Here is a 17127-nt window from a genome sequence, read left to right as displayed (position 1 = left end):
CAGTCTGAAACTTAATTATTGAAACTCACATACTGTTTAAAAAAAGTAAGTTTTCATTCATTCAAAATACTTGGGTCGCGTAACTGTAACTCACATTCTTTTTTTAAAGAAGGATCAATTTTTAAATGAATTTTTCCATTGGCGTTTGGCTTTAAAGCTGTTTTTTCTGAAATAACTATTTGCTTTTTGGACGTAAGATTTAAGGTAGCATTTTCAGTAAATTCTTGGTTTTTCATAACAACTTCAGAAAGAGAAGTTAACTTAAAATCCCAGCGACTGAAACGTTGATTTTCAATTTTCACAGGATTTTTTTCCGCAAACATATTAAAGACCATTGCTACCGACTTTCCAGTATTTAGCATCCCAGCACCGTATTTTCCAGCAAAGGGTTTGTTGGCTTCAATGTCATCAATATTTAATGAAGTCATTTTTAAAATACTTTCAACCTCATCGATAGGTAAACAAGGGTATAAAGAAAGCATTAAGCCAATGGTGCCTGTAACCAAAGGCGTGGAATTACTTGTATGCTCATTAGAATCATATATATTTTCATCATTATTTAGGTATCTTCCATACAAAAACGTGCCCGTTGAAGGCGCTAAAATATCTACTTCTGTATTGAGTGAAGTAACAGATACAGGGTAAATATGAGGTTTTGAAACATCTTCGTCCCTAAAACCCATGGTGCGACCAACATATCCCTTTATATTCTCCGCATATTTTTTTCCATTTGGTTCTTCAAGAATATTTTCAGAGATAGTTTCATATTTATACATCGCTGAAGAAACCGAAATAACATGGTCGTATGATGCGGGGTAATATTTAATCTCACCAGATTTAGTTTCCATCCAGTTTTTATTTCCTGCAGCAACGACTAATAGAGTGCCATTATCAAACATTTTATTTATAGCATCTTGTCCAGATTTGGCTTTATAACTACTATACCAACTACAATTTATTACTTTCACACCAATTTCAGATAATTCTAACAACTGTTCAAAGCCCTTAAAGCTTCCATAAAACGTTGTATAAATTCCACAATCATAGCAAACCCCAGGCACACCATATCCATTATCCCCTTGTGCAGCTGCAAGTGACGCTACTCCATTTCCATGACCTCCTGAATACTTAGATTTTTTTACGACCTTCGTTTTTCCTGCAAATTCAACATCTGTGGTATCTACACTGGCATCAGAGATTCCAATTATTGTTTCTGGATTACCAACGGTATAATACCATGCTTTTGGAACTTCCAGGAAATCTAAATAATCTAAATTCACTTTAAAACCTTTGTTTTCACCCACCGTACTAGTTAACCCATAATCATTTGGTTCAAATATTTTTCGGTCTTCTTTTGGAATAATTACTCCAGAAATAAATAGGTTCGCTTTATTTTTTAACAACTCTTGCAATAACGCTTCACTATTACACCGTACAAAAAAAGTTTTATCAAGATGTTGCTTTTTGGCTTTTTTTAAAGTCTTTTTGAATGTTTCAATTTTATATTTTGAAAAAATATTTTTTAACTCAGTATCATTTCCTGAATATGTTAAAACATCTCCCGTTTGCACAAACGTTGGGTTAACAGTAGCATCTTTTGCAACCAAATAAAACCATGCTTCATTTTGTGCAAGGGAATTTGACATACATATAATTAAAAAAAAGAATAGTAAATATTTCATCAAACTTTAGAATACGTTACAAATTAATGAATAATCAAAAAACAATTCCTTTTTTTTGAAAAGTATTTATAGATAGCAACTCTGTAAATCGTAAATTAGCCACTCATATATAGAAATGCTTTCCATATTAATACCTACATATAACTATCCAATTGTAAAGCTTGTAAAAACTCTTTATAACCAAGCTATTGAAACAAACATTTCTTTCGAAATATTGGTTGTTGATGATTGTTCAACAAAGAAGGAACTAGTTTCTTCAAATTCTGAAATTGAAAATCTAAGCAATTGTCGGTTTATACAAAACGAAAAAAATATAGGAAGAACTGCAACACGACAGTATTTAGCAAAAATAGCAGCCTTCGATATACTTCTTTTTTTAGATGCAGATGTGCTCCCAGAAAAAACAGCTTTTATTAAAAACTATTTATCTGAATTAAAAAAAAATGATGCAGATGTTATTTTTGGAGGTATTACTTATGAAAAATTAAGTCCAAAAAAAGATAAAATACTGCGTTGGAAATATGGAAATGACCGTGAAGCAAAATCAGTTTCAGAACGAAAAAAAGACCCTTATTTTATTATTTCACAAAATTTATTAATTAAACGAAGTGTTTTTTTGAATGCCAATACTACTACAGAAAATTATTACGGCTTGGATAATTTTTTCTCAAATCAATTAAAAAAAATGGGAGCGAATGTTTTACATATAGACAATCCTGTAATACATTTTGGTTTGGAAGAAAATAAAATATTCATAAAAAAAGCTTTAGCCGCTGTTGAAACTACTGTAATACTTGAAAGTAAAGGATTGATGGATACCAATATGCGCCCCATTCAAAAAAGCTTTTTAAAGCTCAAAAAGTATTACTTATTAAATTGTTTTAGCTTTATTATTTCAAAATTTAAAAAGGTAATGGAGCAAAACATGTATTCAGAAAACCCAAACCTTTTTTGGTTTGACCTATATCGGTTAAATTATTACATTCAGCTTAAAAAAAAATATAATGCCTAAATTTTCTGTAATCATTCCGCTTTATAATAAAGAAAAGGATTTTCCTTTAACCTTGAAAAGTGTAATGGCACAAACTTTCAAAGATTTTGAGGTAATTATTGTTAATGATGGATCTACAGACAACAGCTTAGCCATAGCTGAAGCTGAAGCCAAAACGGACAGTCGGATAAAAATTTTCAATAAAAAGAATGAAGGTTTAGCAGCAACACGAAATTATGGAGTAGCACGCGCTAATACGGAAGATGTTATTTGGATAGACGCAGATGATTCTTGGCATCCTTTTCATTTGGAAAACATGGCTGCTATATTAAAAAAACTTCCTGAAGCACAATGGTTTGCTGCCGCTTATGAAAAAAAGCACAGTGATAACCTAACCCGAAGTATGATTGCTCCAACTCTTGAAAAAGGCGAAAACTGGATTGGAGTAATTGAGGACTATTTTAAGGAAAGTATGGTAGATTCATTAACGCACCCTTCAAGTGTAGGAATGAAAAAGAGTTTTTTTTTAAATCTTGGTGGCCATAATACTGCGATTACTTTTTCAGAAGATACAGATTTATGGATTCGGGCTGCGCTAAAAGCACCTTTAGCTTTTTCAAATAAAATTTCTGCCACTATAATGCTAGACTCCAGTAATAGATTAAATCATACCAGTTTAAAAACACGTATTTTTCCAGATTATGATGTTTTTAATGCGCAAGCAGAAATGAATTCTTCCCTAAAAAAATATTTAGATGTACATCGGTTTTCTATTGCACTTAATTATAAACTAGATGGAGATATTGAAAATTTCAAAAAATATAAAAGTAAAATAGCTACGACTAGCTTGAACTCAAAGCAACGCTTATTATTAGGTGTACCGAAAGTAATTTTAGTCGCTTCAAAAAGATTGAAAGAAATGCTTCACACCTCTGGATTTTACTTTAGTGTCTATCGGTAAGATTTTTCAAATACATTGTATTCACGGATGTAATCTTCTTCAAGAAAAGCTCCTGAAGAAAACACAAGGCAAATAGCTCCTGAAGAAAAATTTTCAAGTTCACGCCAAATTCCTGTGGGAATAAGTAAGCCTTTATTTGGTTTGTTTAAAGTTACCCGTTTTTTGTTGTTTCCGTCATCAAGTGTTACTTCAAAACTCCCGCTTACTGCTATCAAAAATTCTTGTTGCTCTTTATGGGCGTGTCCTCCTCTATGGGCATCGCTGGGAACATCAAATAAATAATAAACCCGTTTAAATTCAAACGGCAAGGTTTTTCCTTCAATAACTGCTAAATTCCCTCTGCTATCTGCAATTTTCGGGATGTCCATTACATTACAATCTTCAACGGTATTCTTCATTCGGTGTTGTTTTTTTATAATCGGATATACTTTTAAAGCCTATTTTTATCTTTCTAGGTATTTCGGAAAACGGAATGTATTTTTTCCTATAAATAAAAAACACAAACTTAAAAACCCAAAGGTAACTCAAATTTTTATAGGCATAGGTTTTTATGGCAGCCTTGGCATAGAGCAATCGGTCTGCTGCAACATCATCACTTGATGAATATGGTGGATGAATGGTTACTGCCTTGGGATAGAAAAACGGCATGATTCCTTTTTTCTTGGCATCGGTTAAAAAAACAAAATTTTCAGCGTCTTCAAATTGAGCCCCAAGACCAAAGCGTTCATCAAAAAATAAATTCTTTTTAAGTAGTTCGGCTACGTTAAATGAAATTTCAATTGAAAGCGTTTTTTGACTTACATAGCTATTGTGAGCTTTTGCTTTTTTTGGATATTTCCAATAGGGTTTTCCTTCTGTAGTAAGTGTTTGAAAGGTTATAATTGGGTGTTTAAACTCATTGTAAGCAGCTATAATTATTTCTGAAAACCCTTCAATAAAAACCACATCATCATCCACATTCAAGCAAACAGAACCTTTAGCATTTTTTATCGCAAGATTTCTACTTTTTGAAAGTCCTTTTTCAAACGAATTGATTACCCGAACATTAGGCAGCTCTGAATGCAACAATGAATTTTCAGAAGTTTGGTTTATTATTAGGATTTTAAAATCGTTAATACCTGACCTGGCAAACATTGTATGCAAAAAATCTAACGATGTGCGATTCATCGTGGCTATCAAAATCTCTAAATCTGAGGTTTTATAAGTATCTTCGGGCATTCAAAATTGTTTTTAACAAATGTATTAAATGCAAAACGAATATTGAACATTGATTCTTGAATATCGAACGCTGAATACTGAAAACTGAAGTTAATGAAGGTTTTACTCGTTGGAGAATATAGCAGGCTACACAATTCGCTAAAACAAGGCCTGGAACAATTGGGGCATGAAGTTACCCTTGTGGGCACTGGCGATATGTTTAAAAAATTTCCGGTAGACGAATCCATTAGAGCAAAATGGCTTAATGATGATCCTTTTCCGTTATTGCTTCGGAAAATATATTTACGGATTTTCAAAAAAGACCCTGCACAATGGGAAATAGGCTACCGTTTTAAAAAATTAGCACCTAAATTGAAGGGATATGATGTGGTTCAGCTTATTAATTCACACAGCATAGGCACCTATCCCGAATTTGAAATAAAACTTCTAAAACAACTTTTCAAGCAAAACGGCAACGTCTTTTTAATGGGCTGCGGGGACGATTATCCGGTAGTTAAATATTATTTGGAAGGCAAAATGCGGTATCATATGCTCACGCCCTATTTAGAAAGTGGCTCAACCCTGAATGCAGATTTTTCATTAAAATACATGACGGAACCCTATAAAAAGTTATTTGATTTTGTCTATGAAAATGCGGAAGCAGTAATTCCGAGCGATATGGATTATAAGCTCCCGTGGCAGGAATGGGAAAAAGTTGCTGAATTAATACCGAACCCTATTATTCTTTCTGAAACGTTTTCACCCATAGATATTTCAAATAGAAAGGTTCGGATTCTTTTTGGTATTAATACGATGAATTATACAAAAAAAGGCTATCGTTTTTTTGATGAAGCACTTGATCGTATTGAAGAAAAATACCCACACTTAGTTGAAATTAAACGAACTAAAAATTTACCTTTTCAAAAGTACGTGACAGAATTAGCGCATTGCGATATCCTGATGGATAATGTATATGCTTATGATCAAGGCTACAATGCTCTGGAAGCAATGGCACGTGGAAAAGTGGTGTTTACAGGTGCTGAAAAAGAATTTGTAGCGCATTATAAGCTAGAAGAACCCGTAGCCATAAATGCATTGCCAGATTCAGTAAAAATTTATGAGGCACTGGAAAACCTTATATTAAATCCTGAAAAAATTGAACGCATAGGAAAAAATGCAGGTGAATTTATTGAAAAGGAACATGATAGTATGAAAGTTGCAAAACAATATTTAAAGACTTGGAGTAAAGTAAATCAATTATAAAGTTGAATCCGTAACTTTGTATAAAAATTGAATAAAAATGCCAAATAATATAATTTCAGACAAAGCCAAAATTGGAGAAAATGTCGAAATCGGTTCCTTCTGTATAATCGATGAAGATGTAGAAATTGGTGATAATACAGTTATAAAAAGCTATGTAGAATTACGTAAAGGCACTATAATTGGAAAAAACTGCTATATAGATTCTAGAGTTTCTTCTTCGGGAAATTGCACTATAGGCAACAACGTGATTATTCGCTATGATAGCATTATTGCGCGTGGAATTAAAATTGGCGACGGCACCTATGTTTGCCCAAAAGTTATGACAAACAACCTCAACACCGAGCATGAACAAATTGGTGGCGCACAAATAGGAAAAAACGTTTTTATCGGCACAGGTTGTATAATACAACACGGAATAGAAATCGGCGATAATACCGTACTTGGCTCAATGTCTTTTATCAATAAAGATGTGCCAAAAGATGAAGTTTGGTTCGGAAATCCAGCAAAGTTTCAGAAAATGAATTCGAAGTAAACTAGATTACTCTTTTGTTTTTTAGAAGTACTTCTTTTTCACTTTCCCAATCGCGTGCAAAGTTATTTTTTATCAATTTTGCAGGAATGCCCCCTATCAAAACATTTTCTCCTAAATTTCGATAATCCTTTCCACATACTGAATGTGAAGCAATAACACAGTTGTTTGGGGTTTTAGTTCCTGCCATAATTGAAACTGAGTTAGAAATAGCATTATAATCTCCTAATTCAATTGGAGATGAAATAGGATAAATTTCACCCGTTTCAGTATTTTTCATGGGGTGTGAATTGGTATCAATTACTTGCGAATTATACCCAATACCACACCACGTTCCTATAATAATCTTTTCGGTACAAATAAGTTTAACATTTGACCCTAAACACCCCATAAATCCAAATTCACAATAGGCATTTTCTGTAATTAGCATTACACAATCCAACCCAATATGTGCATTACTTTTAAAGCAAAGCGTTCCATTCAGCGAAAGTTCTGCAACCCCTTTTGAGGTACTGGGAAATTCAAATTTCTGACCAAAACCTATCATCGCTTTTTTAATTGGGCCTTCAATTATTATTTTCCCTTTTAAGCTTGAAAATTTTATTCTCCCATAAAAATATACAGGTAACTTTTTTGCAACTTCAAAAGGAAACATTTTGAAGTTGAAATAAATGGTTTTTACCCAATTAATTGAAGCAAAGTGTTTAACTCTTCTTTTCCCACCATTATATTTATTATGAATCCACCCCATTATTTTCTTTTGAAAACCTTACTAAACAATTCTTTTATATTCATTTTTTTGTCCAGTTGAATATATGAAAATATTATAGAAATCAGTGTCAACAACACAAATGCTCCATATTTTATAAAAGAAGTCTCTATATAAGTAACTAAAAATGATGCTAAACAAAGTAAAATACATATACTAAAAACCGCATAAAAACTCTTTTCAAAAAAGAAATTATAACGCGACTTTACAATAATACGTATTGCTATAAAATGAATAAAATAATATACCAAGAAGCTTATCCCCAAGCCTTCCAAACCACCATAATAATATCCTAAAACATTCATTACTAACAGCAAAGCATTAAAACCAATGGCTGTTTTTATAAATAATTTTGAATCGCCTTTTGCAATTATAATATAGCCCATTGAAAAAGAAACTGCTTTAAATACCATTCCTAAAATTCCCCAGCGCACCATTTCTATTATTGGGGTAAATTCATCTGTATACAACAACACGATTATTAATGGGGCTGCCGCCAAAAAAAGCACTACTATTGGTGTAATAAGTAAAATTGCTATATACGCTTGTTCAAAAACTGTTTTACGGATGGCTTCAATTTTATCTATAATAGCAGACAGTCTCGGGTAATAATCAGTTCCCATTGCATTAAAAATAAGTCCGACGTAGGAGTTTAAAATCACAAAACCTGCATTGTACAAACCTACTTGTACCACTCCACCAGTTTGACTTATAAAAATTTGAATACCATACGCAACCAACAATCCAATTATAGAACTAATGCTTAGCACAACCCCTAATTGTATCATTGGTTTCCCTTCAGAAAAGGCTTCTTTATTGCTAAGTTTTGCCGGTTCTATTTTTTCTTTTTGTAAATAATAAAAAGTAAAAATGAATGCTATAAATGAAGAAATAATAATGGCGGGAACAATAGCATCTATTCTATAAAAATAATACAACGGCAAGCTTATGAGCAATCCTAAAAGATTTCCATAAAGATTTGCTTTTGCGAGCTGTTTAAGCTTTCTAAGCCCTTGCAAAATTGCTAATTGTCCGTTAGAAAGTTGTTTGAAAAGTAGCGCTATAGAAATCCAAATAAACGAAAAGGAATATTCGTTGCTTTCAAAAGCTAATTCGCTTAACCATGGGGAACATACAATCATTAGCAACGCACCAATGATAGCAGTAAACCAAACCAATCTTTTTAAGATACTAATGGTTCGTGCAACACCTTCAGGTTTTTCATTGTTATAACTGAATGAAATATCTTTTACCGCACTTTGATCCAATCCTAAATTGGTCATTCCAGCAACCAAATTTAATGCAGTATTAAAAAGTGTTACAATTCCATATCCTGCTGGGCCAATCCATAACGCTACAAACTTTGATTTTACAATTGAAATCAAAATATTAAAAACCTGTACCCCGCCAAAAAGCGATGTGGCTTTCATTACTTGTCTATATGAATTTTTTGATTCCTGCATTTTTGAAATTACCGTAAAGCTATCTAATCGCTTCTGAAGTTTGCTCTTCAGAAGCTTTTTTCTGTTTATTAAAATATCTAAAAACGAGGAAGGCAACCAAGATGAAATACAAAATATAGCGTATTAAATGTGCTAAAACGACCCCTTCAACACCAAATGGAGCAACCAAAACTTGAGCGAGTAGATAAAAAACAACAACAGAAAATAATTCTGAAAATATAAAATTTCGGACTAATTTTTTAGCCAAAAATTGATTTAGAAGCACCAAAGATGCCAACCGTATAAAATCGCCCAACAACTGCCACTTAAAGAGTGGAGCCATTTCTGTTAATCCAGGATAAAGAAGTTCTATAATTACGTTTCTAAATAAAAAAACGAGTAACATTCCCACGGCAAACAAGGGTAAAATTGTTTTATAAATATTAAAAAGCTCCTTTCTAAAATTTATAGAAGTATAAATTCCGGCAAACTTTGGAATCACATAAAGTGTAAAAATAGAACCTGAAAAAACCATATAATTTTTCGAAATAAAAGTAAGGTTGGTCCAAACACCTGCATCTCTCCCAGACATTTTCTCTTCAAGCATACTTCGTATATCAATTTCTACAATTGGCAATAATATAGAAGTTACAAAAGACATTAGTGTAAATGCTAAAAGACTTTTCGCCATTGGCGATTGCAACTTTAAATCTTTAAAATGTAAATATTCTCGAAGCGTTTTAAAGAAGAAAAACAACAATACTGATACCTGAATTATGGGAGTAATTGCTATCGCAATCAGTGCGCCATCGAGTTCGTATTGAAACAAAAAAACAAGGGTCAAGACTACACTAAACAAATAGCTAACTAAATCTATTTTAGCAAATTTCTTGTATTCTGAAAGCCCGTTTATTACTCCATTAAAAACCCTTTGCATCGCTATAAAAGGAACTACAACAGCGGTAAGTTTTATAAGGTATGAAAAATCTTCAGAGGCAAATAAATAGTTGCTTATTGTATTGGCAAACAGAAATAATGAAATTCCACTGACTAAAACCCCTACTATTGTAAAGACAAAGGTGGTAGAAAATAGTTTTTGAAGCTGTTCTTTATCGGTTTTATATTCAGCTACGTATTTTACAATTCCACTAAAAGTTCCAAGGGAAGACAAAGACATTACCAGCTGCGACAGACTTCGAAGTTGCCCAATTTTATATTGTCCTACGGGCCCTACATAATCGTATAAAAGCCGTTGCACAACTGCAGAAATAACAAGCCGAATGGTTACAACAACCGCATTCAGCGAGGTCATTTTTAAAAGTAAATTACCGCGTATATAGGATGGCAGCTTCAATTAATAGTTGTTTAAAACTGAAATTATCTTCTCAACATCTGTATCACTAAGCACAGGACTTATAGGAATACTCACAACTTCATTGTGTATCTTGTCTGTAACGGGGAAACTTAAATCTGCGTATTCTACAAATGCTTCCTGCCTATGTGGTGGAATGGGGTAATGAACTAAAAAACCAACTTGGTTTTCTTTCAAATATTCAATAAAATCGTTTCTGTTATCAACACGAACTACAAAAAGATGAAAAATATGGTTTTCACTTCCATCCCATTTCGGAAGCTTAATTTTTGTGTTTTTTATTTCTAAGATATACTTTTTCGCAATTTTTCTTCGGCGGTTATTATCCGCATCTAAAGTTGGTAATTTACAATTTAAAAAAGCAGCTTGCACTTCATCCAATCTAGAGTTTATGCCAACAAATTCATTTACATATTTTGAGGATGCCCCATAATTTCGGAGCTTTTTAATAACAACTGCCAATTCCCCATCATTTGTTGTTACAGCGCCGCCATCGCCCAAAGCACCCAAATTTTTACTTGGGTAGAAACTAAAACCAGCAGCATTGGCAAGGTTTCCAGCCAATATCCCCTTGGCATTTCTTGCGCCATGTGCTTGTGCCGCATCTTCAATTACCAATAAATCTTTCGAAATTTTAAGGATGTCATCCATAGGTGCCAACTGTCCGTACAGATGAACTGGCATAATGGCTTTTGTTTTTTCTGTGATGGATTTTTTAAGGGAAGTAATATCAAAATTATAAGTAGCTGAATCACTTTCCACCAAAACAGGAATCATTCCAGTTTGTTTTATTGCAATAATTGTTGCGATATATGTATTTGAAGCAACCAAAACTTCATCTCCATCTTTCAGTTTTCCAAGAATTTTATAACCTTCCAAAATCAATCGCAAGGCATCAAGACCATTGGCAACACCCACGCAATGTTTAGTGCCGCAATATTCGGCAAATGATTTTTCAAATAATTGAACTTGATTGCCTAAAATGTAATATCCAGAATCTAAAAAAGCTTGAAAGCTTTTCTGAAAATCGGTTTCAAAACGTTTGTTTATTGCGTGAAGATCTAAAAATGGAATCATATAAAAATGGATTCGAGTTTTTTATAATTTGAAGTTTCTACTTCGTGAAATTGTTGGGCAATACTTCTAGCACCAAAACATTCTTTCCAATATAACAAACCTTCGTTTACGTTTTTTCCTGCGTTTTCATTGGAAGTTCCAAAGTCGAAATATCTTTTCTGTTTAAAACGTTTGTTTATTAAATATTCGAATAAAAAATCTAAAGTACCGAATTTTTGCTTGTCTTCATTTGCTGAAATATACTGTACATGCGCTACATTTTCGGTTTCAAAAATAGTTGCGCCACCTACAATTTTACCATCATTAAATACATTAAACTGAATAATATGCTTCGGGAAATTTGATGCCAATTGCGAAATTTCATCCTTAGAATGTACGGGCAAAGCATCGTGTCGTAAAGCTAAATTTGGAATTAAAATTTCATCCCAAAAGGGTTCAAAATCATGACCTTCAACAATTTTTAAATCAAATTTTTGTGCTTTTTTAACGCCTTCTATACGATTTGAAGCAATTTTTATAGCATTTTGAGTATCAATCACACTTAGAATATCGGTTCTAATTAATGTTGCGTTTGCTATAAAAAGCAAATAATCCATTTCGTCTGAAGGGAGCTTATGATAAATTTTTGGCGATAATTTTAGTTGAAGTTTTTCAATCCCTTCCGAAGAAAGAAAGCGCAATACACTATTAAAAATAGCTACAGCTTCCTTTAATTTTGTTTTTTTAGTAAGCACCAAGCCACCATAGGTGAGGCCTTGATGAGAATATAGCGTGTTCTTAGAAATATTAGCTGGCAGTAATCCTACAAGCTTTTCGTTTTTTAAAACCAGCAATGAATAATCCTCAAACCTATCAGAATGATATTCCAAAAAATCCCTTTGGAATAAAAATGTGCTATTTTTGGCCAAGCGCATAAATTCATTCCACATAGATTTATCTTGCAAAGTATATTTTTTTACTGTAAAAGTGTTGGTCGTCAAATAATTTACTATTTAAAAAAGCCTTTTGATAATAACATGTAAAGCTAAAATTTATTTTTAGTTTTACCTTAAGAATGAAACCTAATTAAAGCCTTAAAATTGTCCACGTATTTTTTAAAAGATTTAAATTTTTCAAAACTGGATGTTTTCCAATTCGTAGTGTATTTGGGCTTGTTCTGTTATTTTATTTCACAAGCCGCAATATACTCCCCAGACACATACACCTATTGGCATTTAAACATTTATCGATATCCCGTTTATGGATTATTTTTAAGAACGATGGATTTTCTCTTTGGCAGTTATTACAACCTATCAATCGTAGGTTTTCAATTGGTTTTTGGTTTTTTTGCTGTTTATGTTTTCCTAAGAAAAATAAAACCACTTCTCAATTTATCACTCATTCCCTTTTTAATATTGTTCGCGTTATTGGTTTTTCCTTTTTTCCCACCACTCTCTGTCGCCAATAATATTACTTCTGAAGGCTTATCATACCCTCTTTATTTACTTGTAACTATTGCTTCCCTAAAATTACTTTTTGAAAATAAAACGAAAGAAATAATACTCTTAACGATAGCATATATTGCGCTTTGTTTAACGCGGGGACAGTTTATACTCTTTGCACCGATGGTTGCTTTTCTCTTTGCTTTAAAGTATAAAAAAGAAGCTTTTAAAGCTTCGAAATTAAAAATTTTAATCCTTTTAATTTTACTGCCTTTTTTTGTTAGCTTTTTAGACAGCAGTTACCGAAAAATAGTACATGGCCATTATACTTCTACTCCATACACTTTTATAAATGCGCTTACGTTACCGCTGTATCTTTCGGATGAAAAAGACGCAAATCTTTTCTCTGAAAAAGAAGCCCAACAAATTTTTTCTGAAACATACACTCGGATTGATAGTTTGGGGCTATTAAGCCATAAAGTTGGAGGGACACTTCAACAACGCTATAAGGTTTTTCATGATAACTTTCCATATATCTGTAACCAAACCTTTCAAATTAAAGGAGAAAATTATTATTTAAATCAAGGAAATCACATTTGGGAAAGCACCATTTTAACTGAAAAAACAGCAAAAAGGATGTTCCCAATATTATTTAAAGAACATTATAAAGAGTGGATTCAGCTATATTTTACTAGTATTTTTCATGGTTTTGGCTCCGTTATTCTGTTTGTATTTATGGTGCTGCTATTCATTTATAACGGTATTAAGAGTTTAAAAAGCTTTAATCTTTACAACGGTTTACTCTTTTTTTCATCCATACTTATACTTTCAAATGCATTTATTACTGCCTTTGCAGTCCATACAATTATTCGTTATACCTTTTACAACCTCGCTTTTTGTTTTATCATTGTATTTTTGATAACTAGAAAATCCATTTCCAAATTATGACCAAAGAATTATCTGTTGTAATGCCATGTCTCAATGAAGCTGAAACGCTTGCCGTTTGTATTAAAAAAGCACAGCACTTTTTTGAGCGTGAAAAAATAAATGGGGAAGTAATTATCGCCGATAATGGCAGTACTGATGGTTCTCAGAAAATTGCGGAAGATCTAAATGCTACTGTTGTAAATGTCCCTCAGAAAGGCTACGGAAGTGCGTTACGCGGTGGCATAGAAGCTGCAAACGGCAAATATGTTATTATGGGCGACGCAGATGACAGCTATGATTTTAATAATTTAATGCCGTATCTTTTAAAGCTTCGCGAAGGATTTGATTTGGTTATGGGCAACCGTTTTAAAGGTGGAATAAAAAAAGGCGCCATGCCTTTTTTGCATAAGTATTTAGGAAATCCAGTACTTTCATTTATTGGAAGGTTATTCTTTAAAAGTAAAATTGGCGATTTTCATTGTGGCCTTCGTGGTTTTAGCAAAGAAGCGTATGCTAAAATGGAATTAAAAACCACAGGAATGGAATTTGCAAGTGAAATGATTGTAAAAGCCAGCCTAAAAAATTTAAAAATAGCGGAAGTTCCTACCATTCTTTCCCCAGATGGGCGCTCACGGCCACCACACTTAAACACTTGGCGCGATGGCTGGCGTCATTTGCGCTTTTTGGTGCTTTACAGCCCAAGTTGGCTTTTTCTAATTCCTGGTTTGTTATTAATGATTTTCGGAATTATTACTTCTGCATTTCTTTTAAATGGCCCCGTTAGTATTGGCACGGTAAATTTTGATGTTCATACACTCCTATTTAGTTCAGGGTTTGTGCTTATTGGATTTCAATTTATCTTATTTTATGGACTTACAAAAGTTTTTACTGTTGAAAATGAATTGTTGCCAAAATCAAAAAAATACGACCGTCTTTTTAAATTCATAAACTTAGAAAAAGGCTTAATTGTTGGTTTAGCACTCGTTATTGCAGGAATTGTTTTAAGCTTCACTGCTTATTCAAATTGGCAAGCAATTCGTTTTGGAAATATAGAAAATATGTCTGTTTTTAGGATGGTAATCCCTGCGGTTACGCTAATTTTATTAGGCGTTCAGGTAATTTTATTTAGCTTATTTTTTAGTATTCTAGGACTTAAAAAATAATTTATTTCGCTTTTGTTGTAACCTCAATAATATTTGTGAAGGAATATTCAGGGGTTAATACGCTAGCTTCAAGAGAATCACAATTTTTTAATTCACTCAAAATATTCTTTTTATAGGAAGTTAAAATATAAACCTTTCCATAGGTTTTTAGTTTTGGTGAAATATCGCTCAACGTATCTATTTCCGTAAAAGGAATTTTATATTTTCTTAAATACAAATCTGTAGAAGGTTTATCGCGCTGGTACAATTTAACTACTGGATAATCTTTATAAACATCTCCTAAAAGTTTCATAGTTTCATCTTGTTTATAAAAACTTCCTAAATAAAAATTTCTTGACAATCCTTGTGGCTCCACATTGGCTTCGACCATACTTTTCGAAATTAAAGTATCATTTTTATCAAATTCATTTATAAATACAAAAGCACAATAAAGGGAAACCAATATTTGTAAAATTCGGGTTTGATATAATGCAAGGCTATCAATAAACTTCACTAGTACTATCGTAAAAACCATGCAAAATATAGGTGCCAGCGGAACAAAAACTCTTGGAAAAGGCCCCTTTTGATGTAAAAAAGAAAGGAAAAACGGCAAAAAACATAAAGCCGCTAACGATAAAAAATAATACTTTTCGTTAAAACTGCTCTTCTTATAGAAAACATAAATTCCTGGTAGGAATAACAATAGTAGAAAAAATCTATTCGAGAAAAAACCGATACTTGTAATCTTTAAAACATAAAATGAAAAGAGAAAAGTCATTGGTTTGCTATTGGAATATTTATTGAAAATTACATCTTCCAAAATGGGTAAATACAATAAAAAAGTAAGAACAACCCCTATTGAAATATAGGTTAAGGGCTTCAAATAAAACTTTGAAATAGTTGCGCTTTTTTTAAAATAATAAAACCAACTAGAAAAAAGAATCAACCAGAAAGCCACTAATGCATAGAGGTTGGAAGGAATGGTATATAAAAGCAACATACTTGAAATTAAAACCATAAACAGTGATAAAGTTTTTTTAGCACTTATATAATTCCACGAATAATACACCAACATCACCAAAAACAAGGCACTCATATTATAGCCTCGTAGCTGTAGTGAAAAATTCATATAAGGAATCGTTGTAAAAAGTATGGCGTACAACAGAAAGCTGCTTTTATAGCCGAAAAATTGTTTTAAAATTCGCACCGAAAAAAAGGCAGTTAAAAGCGAAATCACTAATTGAAAAGAACGAAAAATATACACATGAGCTTCAACAGAAAAAATATCCCGTAAGCCAAAAACTTTAGAAATAATCAGGCTCGTTAAATTATAAAAAATATGATTATTGGGTGCTGGATAATAGAACATTGTGGTTGAAAAACCCTGAAGCGCAAACTCTTCTAACGAATAAACTTCATCATACCAAAGGTCGTAATCAATATAATAAAAACACCAAAACCCCAATGGAACAAGGCCCAATAACGTTAATATATAAATTATGAATTTTGTTTTCATCAGAATATAGTTTCAAAAGTAGCTATTTTTAACACATTTAAAACCATTCTCGCAATAACACCTATTTATTAATTTATAAAAAATAGATGCATATATTTGCCATCAAATCAATTTCATGGAAAAAACGCTTTCTATAATTATTCCAGCCTATAACGAAGAGAATACCATTCTTGAAATTCTGGAGATACTTTACAATCTTAACTTGCCTAATAATCTTGGCAAAGAACTCGTGATTGTAGATGATTGCTCTAAGGATAATACGCTACAAATTATAAAAACCTTTACCCAAAACCATCCAGACCTTCGCGTTCAATATTTTTCTTTTGAAATAAATCAAGGTAAGGGAGCCGCCTTAAACAAAGGAATTGAGTTGGCTTCTGGAGATTATATTATTATTCAAGATGCAGATTTAGAATACGATCCAAACGAATATTCCTTATTATTAAAACCAATATTAGAGAACAAAGCAGATGTAGTATATGGCTCTAGGTTTATGGGTGGTAATCCACACCGTATTTTATTTTTTTGGCATACCATCGGCAATAAGTTTCTAACATTTTTAAGTAATATGTTCACTAATTTGAACCTTACGGACATGGAAACCTGTTATAAACTTTTTAGAGCTGACATACTAAAAGGACTAACGCTAAAAGAAAAAAGGTTTGGATTTGAGCCAGAGGTAACGGCAAAAATTTCGCGTGTTAAAAAAATACGTATTTATGAAGTAGGAATTTCATATTACGGCCGTACTTACGAAGAAGGAAAAAAAATAAACTGGAAAGATGGTGTTTGGGCACTTTGGTGCATCTTCAAATACAATGTATTCGCAAAATAAATA

The 17127-nt window shown here is 32.5% G+C and carries 16 protein-coding genes; 7 read left to right on the top strand and 9 right to left on the bottom strand.

Annotated features, from left to right (window positions below):
* Nucleotides 1–53 precede the first annotated feature (53 nt).
* Nucleotides 54–1646 carry a S8 family serine peptidase gene (locus tag ABJ955_RS09335; protein ID WP_347374308.1) on the bottom strand — a complete coding sequence of 531 codons (1593 nt, stop codon included), beginning with the start codon at nt 1644–1646 and terminating at the stop codon, nt 54–56.
* Between the two features lie 151 nt (nt 1647–1797).
* On the opposite strand from ABJ955_RS09335, the gene ABJ955_RS09330 reads away from it, so the two are divergent.
* Both ABJ955_RS09330 and ABJ955_RS09325 read left to right on the top strand, forming a co-directional pair.
* Entirely contained in the window at nt 1798–2694 is an 897-nt protein-coding gene (locus ABJ955_RS09330) for a glycosyltransferase family A protein (protein ID WP_347374307.1), read from the top strand.
* Entirely contained in the window at nt 2687–3634 is a 948-nt protein-coding gene (locus ABJ955_RS09325; RefSeq protein WP_347374306.1) for a glycosyltransferase family A protein, read from the top strand. Before ABJ955_RS09330 ends, ABJ955_RS09325 begins: the two co-directional genes overlap by 8 nt.
* On the opposite strand, the gene ABJ955_RS09320 is transcribed toward ABJ955_RS09325, so the two are convergent.
* Together ABJ955_RS09320 and ABJ955_RS09315 are read right to left on the bottom strand one after the other, a co-directional pair.
* Nucleotides 3625–4032 (bottom strand): FdtA/QdtA family cupin domain-containing protein, encoded by a 408-nt coding sequence (locus ABJ955_RS09320; protein WP_347374305.1) that lies wholly within the window; start codon nt 4030–4032, stop codon nt 3625–3627. The two genes, ABJ955_RS09325 and ABJ955_RS09320, sit on opposite strands and share 10 nt — an antisense overlap.
* Nucleotides 4016–4852 (bottom strand): glycosyltransferase, encoded by an 837-nt coding sequence (locus tag ABJ955_RS09315; RefSeq protein ID WP_347374304.1) that lies wholly within the window; start codon nt 4850–4852, stop codon nt 4016–4018. The genes ABJ955_RS09320 and ABJ955_RS09315 overlap by 17 nt, the downstream gene beginning before the upstream one ends.
* A gap of 93 nt (nt 4853–4945) precedes the next feature.
* Here ABJ955_RS09315 and ABJ955_RS09310 point away from each other — a divergent pair, with 93 nt between their 5' ends.
* Together ABJ955_RS09310 and ABJ955_RS09305 are read left to right on the top strand one after the other, a co-directional pair.
* Nucleotides 4946–6094 carry a glycosyltransferase gene (locus ABJ955_RS09310; RefSeq protein ID WP_347374303.1) on the top strand — a complete coding sequence of 383 codons (1149 nt, stop codon included), beginning with the start codon at nt 4946–4948 and terminating at the stop codon, nt 6092–6094.
* A 37-nt stretch (nt 6095–6131) separates the two neighbouring features.
* The gene (locus ABJ955_RS09305) at nt 6132–6626 is read left to right on the top strand and encodes a DapH/DapD/GlmU-related protein (RefSeq protein ID WP_347374302.1); all 495 of its coding nucleotides are present in this window, start codon (nt 6132–6134) and stop codon (nt 6624–6626) included.
* Nucleotide 6627: 1 nt separating this feature from the next.
* On the opposite strand, the gene ABJ955_RS09300 is transcribed toward ABJ955_RS09305, so the two are convergent.
* The 5 genes from ABJ955_RS09300 to ABJ955_RS09280 are packed head-to-tail and all read right to left on the bottom strand — an operon-like array spanning nt 6628 to nt 12227.
* The gene (locus ABJ955_RS09300; protein ID WP_347374301.1) at nt 6628–7374 is read right to left on the bottom strand and encodes a transferase; all 747 of its coding nucleotides are present in this window, start codon (nt 7372–7374) and stop codon (nt 6628–6630) included.
* Nucleotides 7374–8855: an O-antigen translocase gene (locus ABJ955_RS09295; protein WP_347374300.1), complete on the bottom strand. Its 1482-nt coding sequence runs from the start codon at nt 8853–8855 to the stop codon at nt 7374–7376. Before ABJ955_RS09295 ends, ABJ955_RS09300 begins: the two co-directional genes overlap by 1 nt.
* 19 nt (nt 8856–8874) lie before the next feature.
* On the bottom strand, nt 8875–10146 hold the full coding sequence (locus tag ABJ955_RS09290; RefSeq protein WP_347374299.1) for an O-antigen translocase: 1272 nt from the start codon (nt 10144–10146) through the stop codon (nt 8875–8877).
* Nucleotides 10147–10188: 42 nt separating this feature from the next.
* The gene (locus ABJ955_RS09285) at nt 10189–11283 is read right to left on the bottom strand and encodes a DegT/DnrJ/EryC1/StrS family aminotransferase (RefSeq protein ID WP_347374298.1); all 1095 of its coding nucleotides are present in this window, start codon (nt 11281–11283) and stop codon (nt 10189–10191) included.
* The gene (locus ABJ955_RS09280) at nt 11280–12227 is read right to left on the bottom strand and encodes a GNAT family N-acetyltransferase (protein WP_347374297.1); all 948 of its coding nucleotides are present in this window, start codon (nt 12225–12227) and stop codon (nt 11280–11282) included. The genes ABJ955_RS09285 and ABJ955_RS09280 overlap by 4 nt, the downstream gene beginning before the upstream one ends.
* A 135-nt stretch (nt 12228–12362) precedes the next feature.
* Between ABJ955_RS09280 and ABJ955_RS09275 the strand changes: the two genes are divergently transcribed.
* The gene (locus ABJ955_RS09275; protein WP_347374296.1) at nt 12363–13652 is read left to right on the top strand and encodes a hypothetical protein; all 1290 of its coding nucleotides are present in this window, start codon (nt 12363–12365) and stop codon (nt 13650–13652) included.
* Complete coding sequence (locus tag ABJ955_RS09270) at nt 13649–14794, top strand: glycosyltransferase (RefSeq protein WP_347374295.1); 1146 nt, start codon at nt 13649–13651, stop codon at nt 14792–14794. The genes ABJ955_RS09275 and ABJ955_RS09270 overlap by 4 nt, the downstream gene beginning before the upstream one ends.
* A gap of 1 nt (nt 14795) precedes the next feature.
* Here ABJ955_RS09270 and ABJ955_RS09265 read toward each other — a convergent pair whose 3' ends face one another.
* A complete protein-coding gene (locus ABJ955_RS09265) occupies nt 14796–16289 on the bottom strand; it encodes a hypothetical protein (RefSeq protein WP_347374294.1) in 1494 nt (497 codons plus the stop codon).
* Between the two features lie 115 nt (nt 16290–16404).
* Between ABJ955_RS09265 and ABJ955_RS09260 the strand changes: the two genes are divergently transcribed.
* Nucleotides 16405–17124 (top strand): glycosyltransferase family 2 protein, encoded by a 720-nt coding sequence (locus ABJ955_RS09260; protein WP_347374293.1) that lies wholly within the window; start codon nt 16405–16407, stop codon nt 17122–17124.
* The last annotated feature ends 3 nt before the right edge of the window (nt 17125–17127 follow it).

The sequence above is a fragment of the Aequorivita sp. Q41 genome (assembly GCF_039831855.1).
Classification (GTDB): domain Bacteria; phylum Bacteroidota; class Bacteroidia; order Flavobacteriales; family Flavobacteriaceae; genus Aequorivita.
Note: the sequence above shows the minus strand (reverse complement) of the source record. Positions and strands in the feature narration are given on the sequence as shown.

Bases quoted from the DNA above. Each gene is read 5' to 3' on its own strand.
- ABJ955_RS09330 (WP_347374307.1), top strand. From the start codon at position 1,798: ATGCTTTCCATATTAATACCTACATATAACTATCCAATTGTAAAGCTT.
- ABJ955_RS09270 (WP_347374295.1), top strand. From the start codon at position 13,649: ATGACCAAAGAATTATCTGTTGTAATGCCATGTCTCAATGAAGCTGAA.
- ABJ955_RS09305 (WP_347374302.1), top strand. From the start codon at position 6,132: ATGCCAAATAATATAATTTCAGACAAAGCCAAAATTGGAGAAAATGTC.
- ABJ955_RS09290 (WP_347374299.1), bottom strand. From the start codon at position 10,146: ATGACCTCGCTGAATGCGGTTGTTGTAACCATTCGGCTTGTTATTTCT.
- ABJ955_RS09315 (WP_347374304.1), bottom strand. From the start codon at position 4,852: ATGCCCGAAGATACTTATAAAACCTCAGATTTAGAGATTTTGATAGCC.
- ABJ955_RS09325 (WP_347374306.1), top strand. From the start codon at position 2,687: ATGCCTAAATTTTCTGTAATCATTCCGCTTTATAATAAAGAAAAGGAT.
- ABJ955_RS09335 (WP_347374308.1), bottom strand. From the start codon at position 1,646: ATGTCAAATTCCCTTGCACAAAATGAAGCATGGTTTTATTTGGTTGCA.
- ABJ955_RS09265 (WP_347374294.1), bottom strand. From the start codon at position 16,289: ATGAAAACAAAATTCATAATTTATATATTAACGTTATTGGGCCTTGTT.
- ABJ955_RS09310 (WP_347374303.1), top strand. From the start codon at position 4,946: ATGAAGGTTTTACTCGTTGGAGAATATAGCAGGCTACACAATTCGCTA.
- ABJ955_RS09285 (WP_347374298.1), bottom strand. From the start codon at position 11,283: ATGATTCCATTTTTAGATCTTCACGCAATAAACAAACGTTTTGAAACC.
- ABJ955_RS09300 (WP_347374301.1), bottom strand. From the start codon at position 7,374: ATGGGGTGGATTCATAATAAATATAATGGTGGGAAAAGAAGAGTTAAA.
- ABJ955_RS09295 (WP_347374300.1), bottom strand. From the start codon at position 8,855: ATGCAGGAATCAAAAAATTCATATAGACAAGTAATGAAAGCCACATCG.
- ABJ955_RS09260 (WP_347374293.1), top strand. From the start codon at position 16,405: ATGGAAAAAACGCTTTCTATAATTATTCCAGCCTATAACGAAGAGAAT.
- ABJ955_RS09320 (WP_347374305.1), bottom strand. From the start codon at position 4,032: ATGAAGAATACCGTTGAAGATTGTAATGTAATGGACATCCCGAAAATT.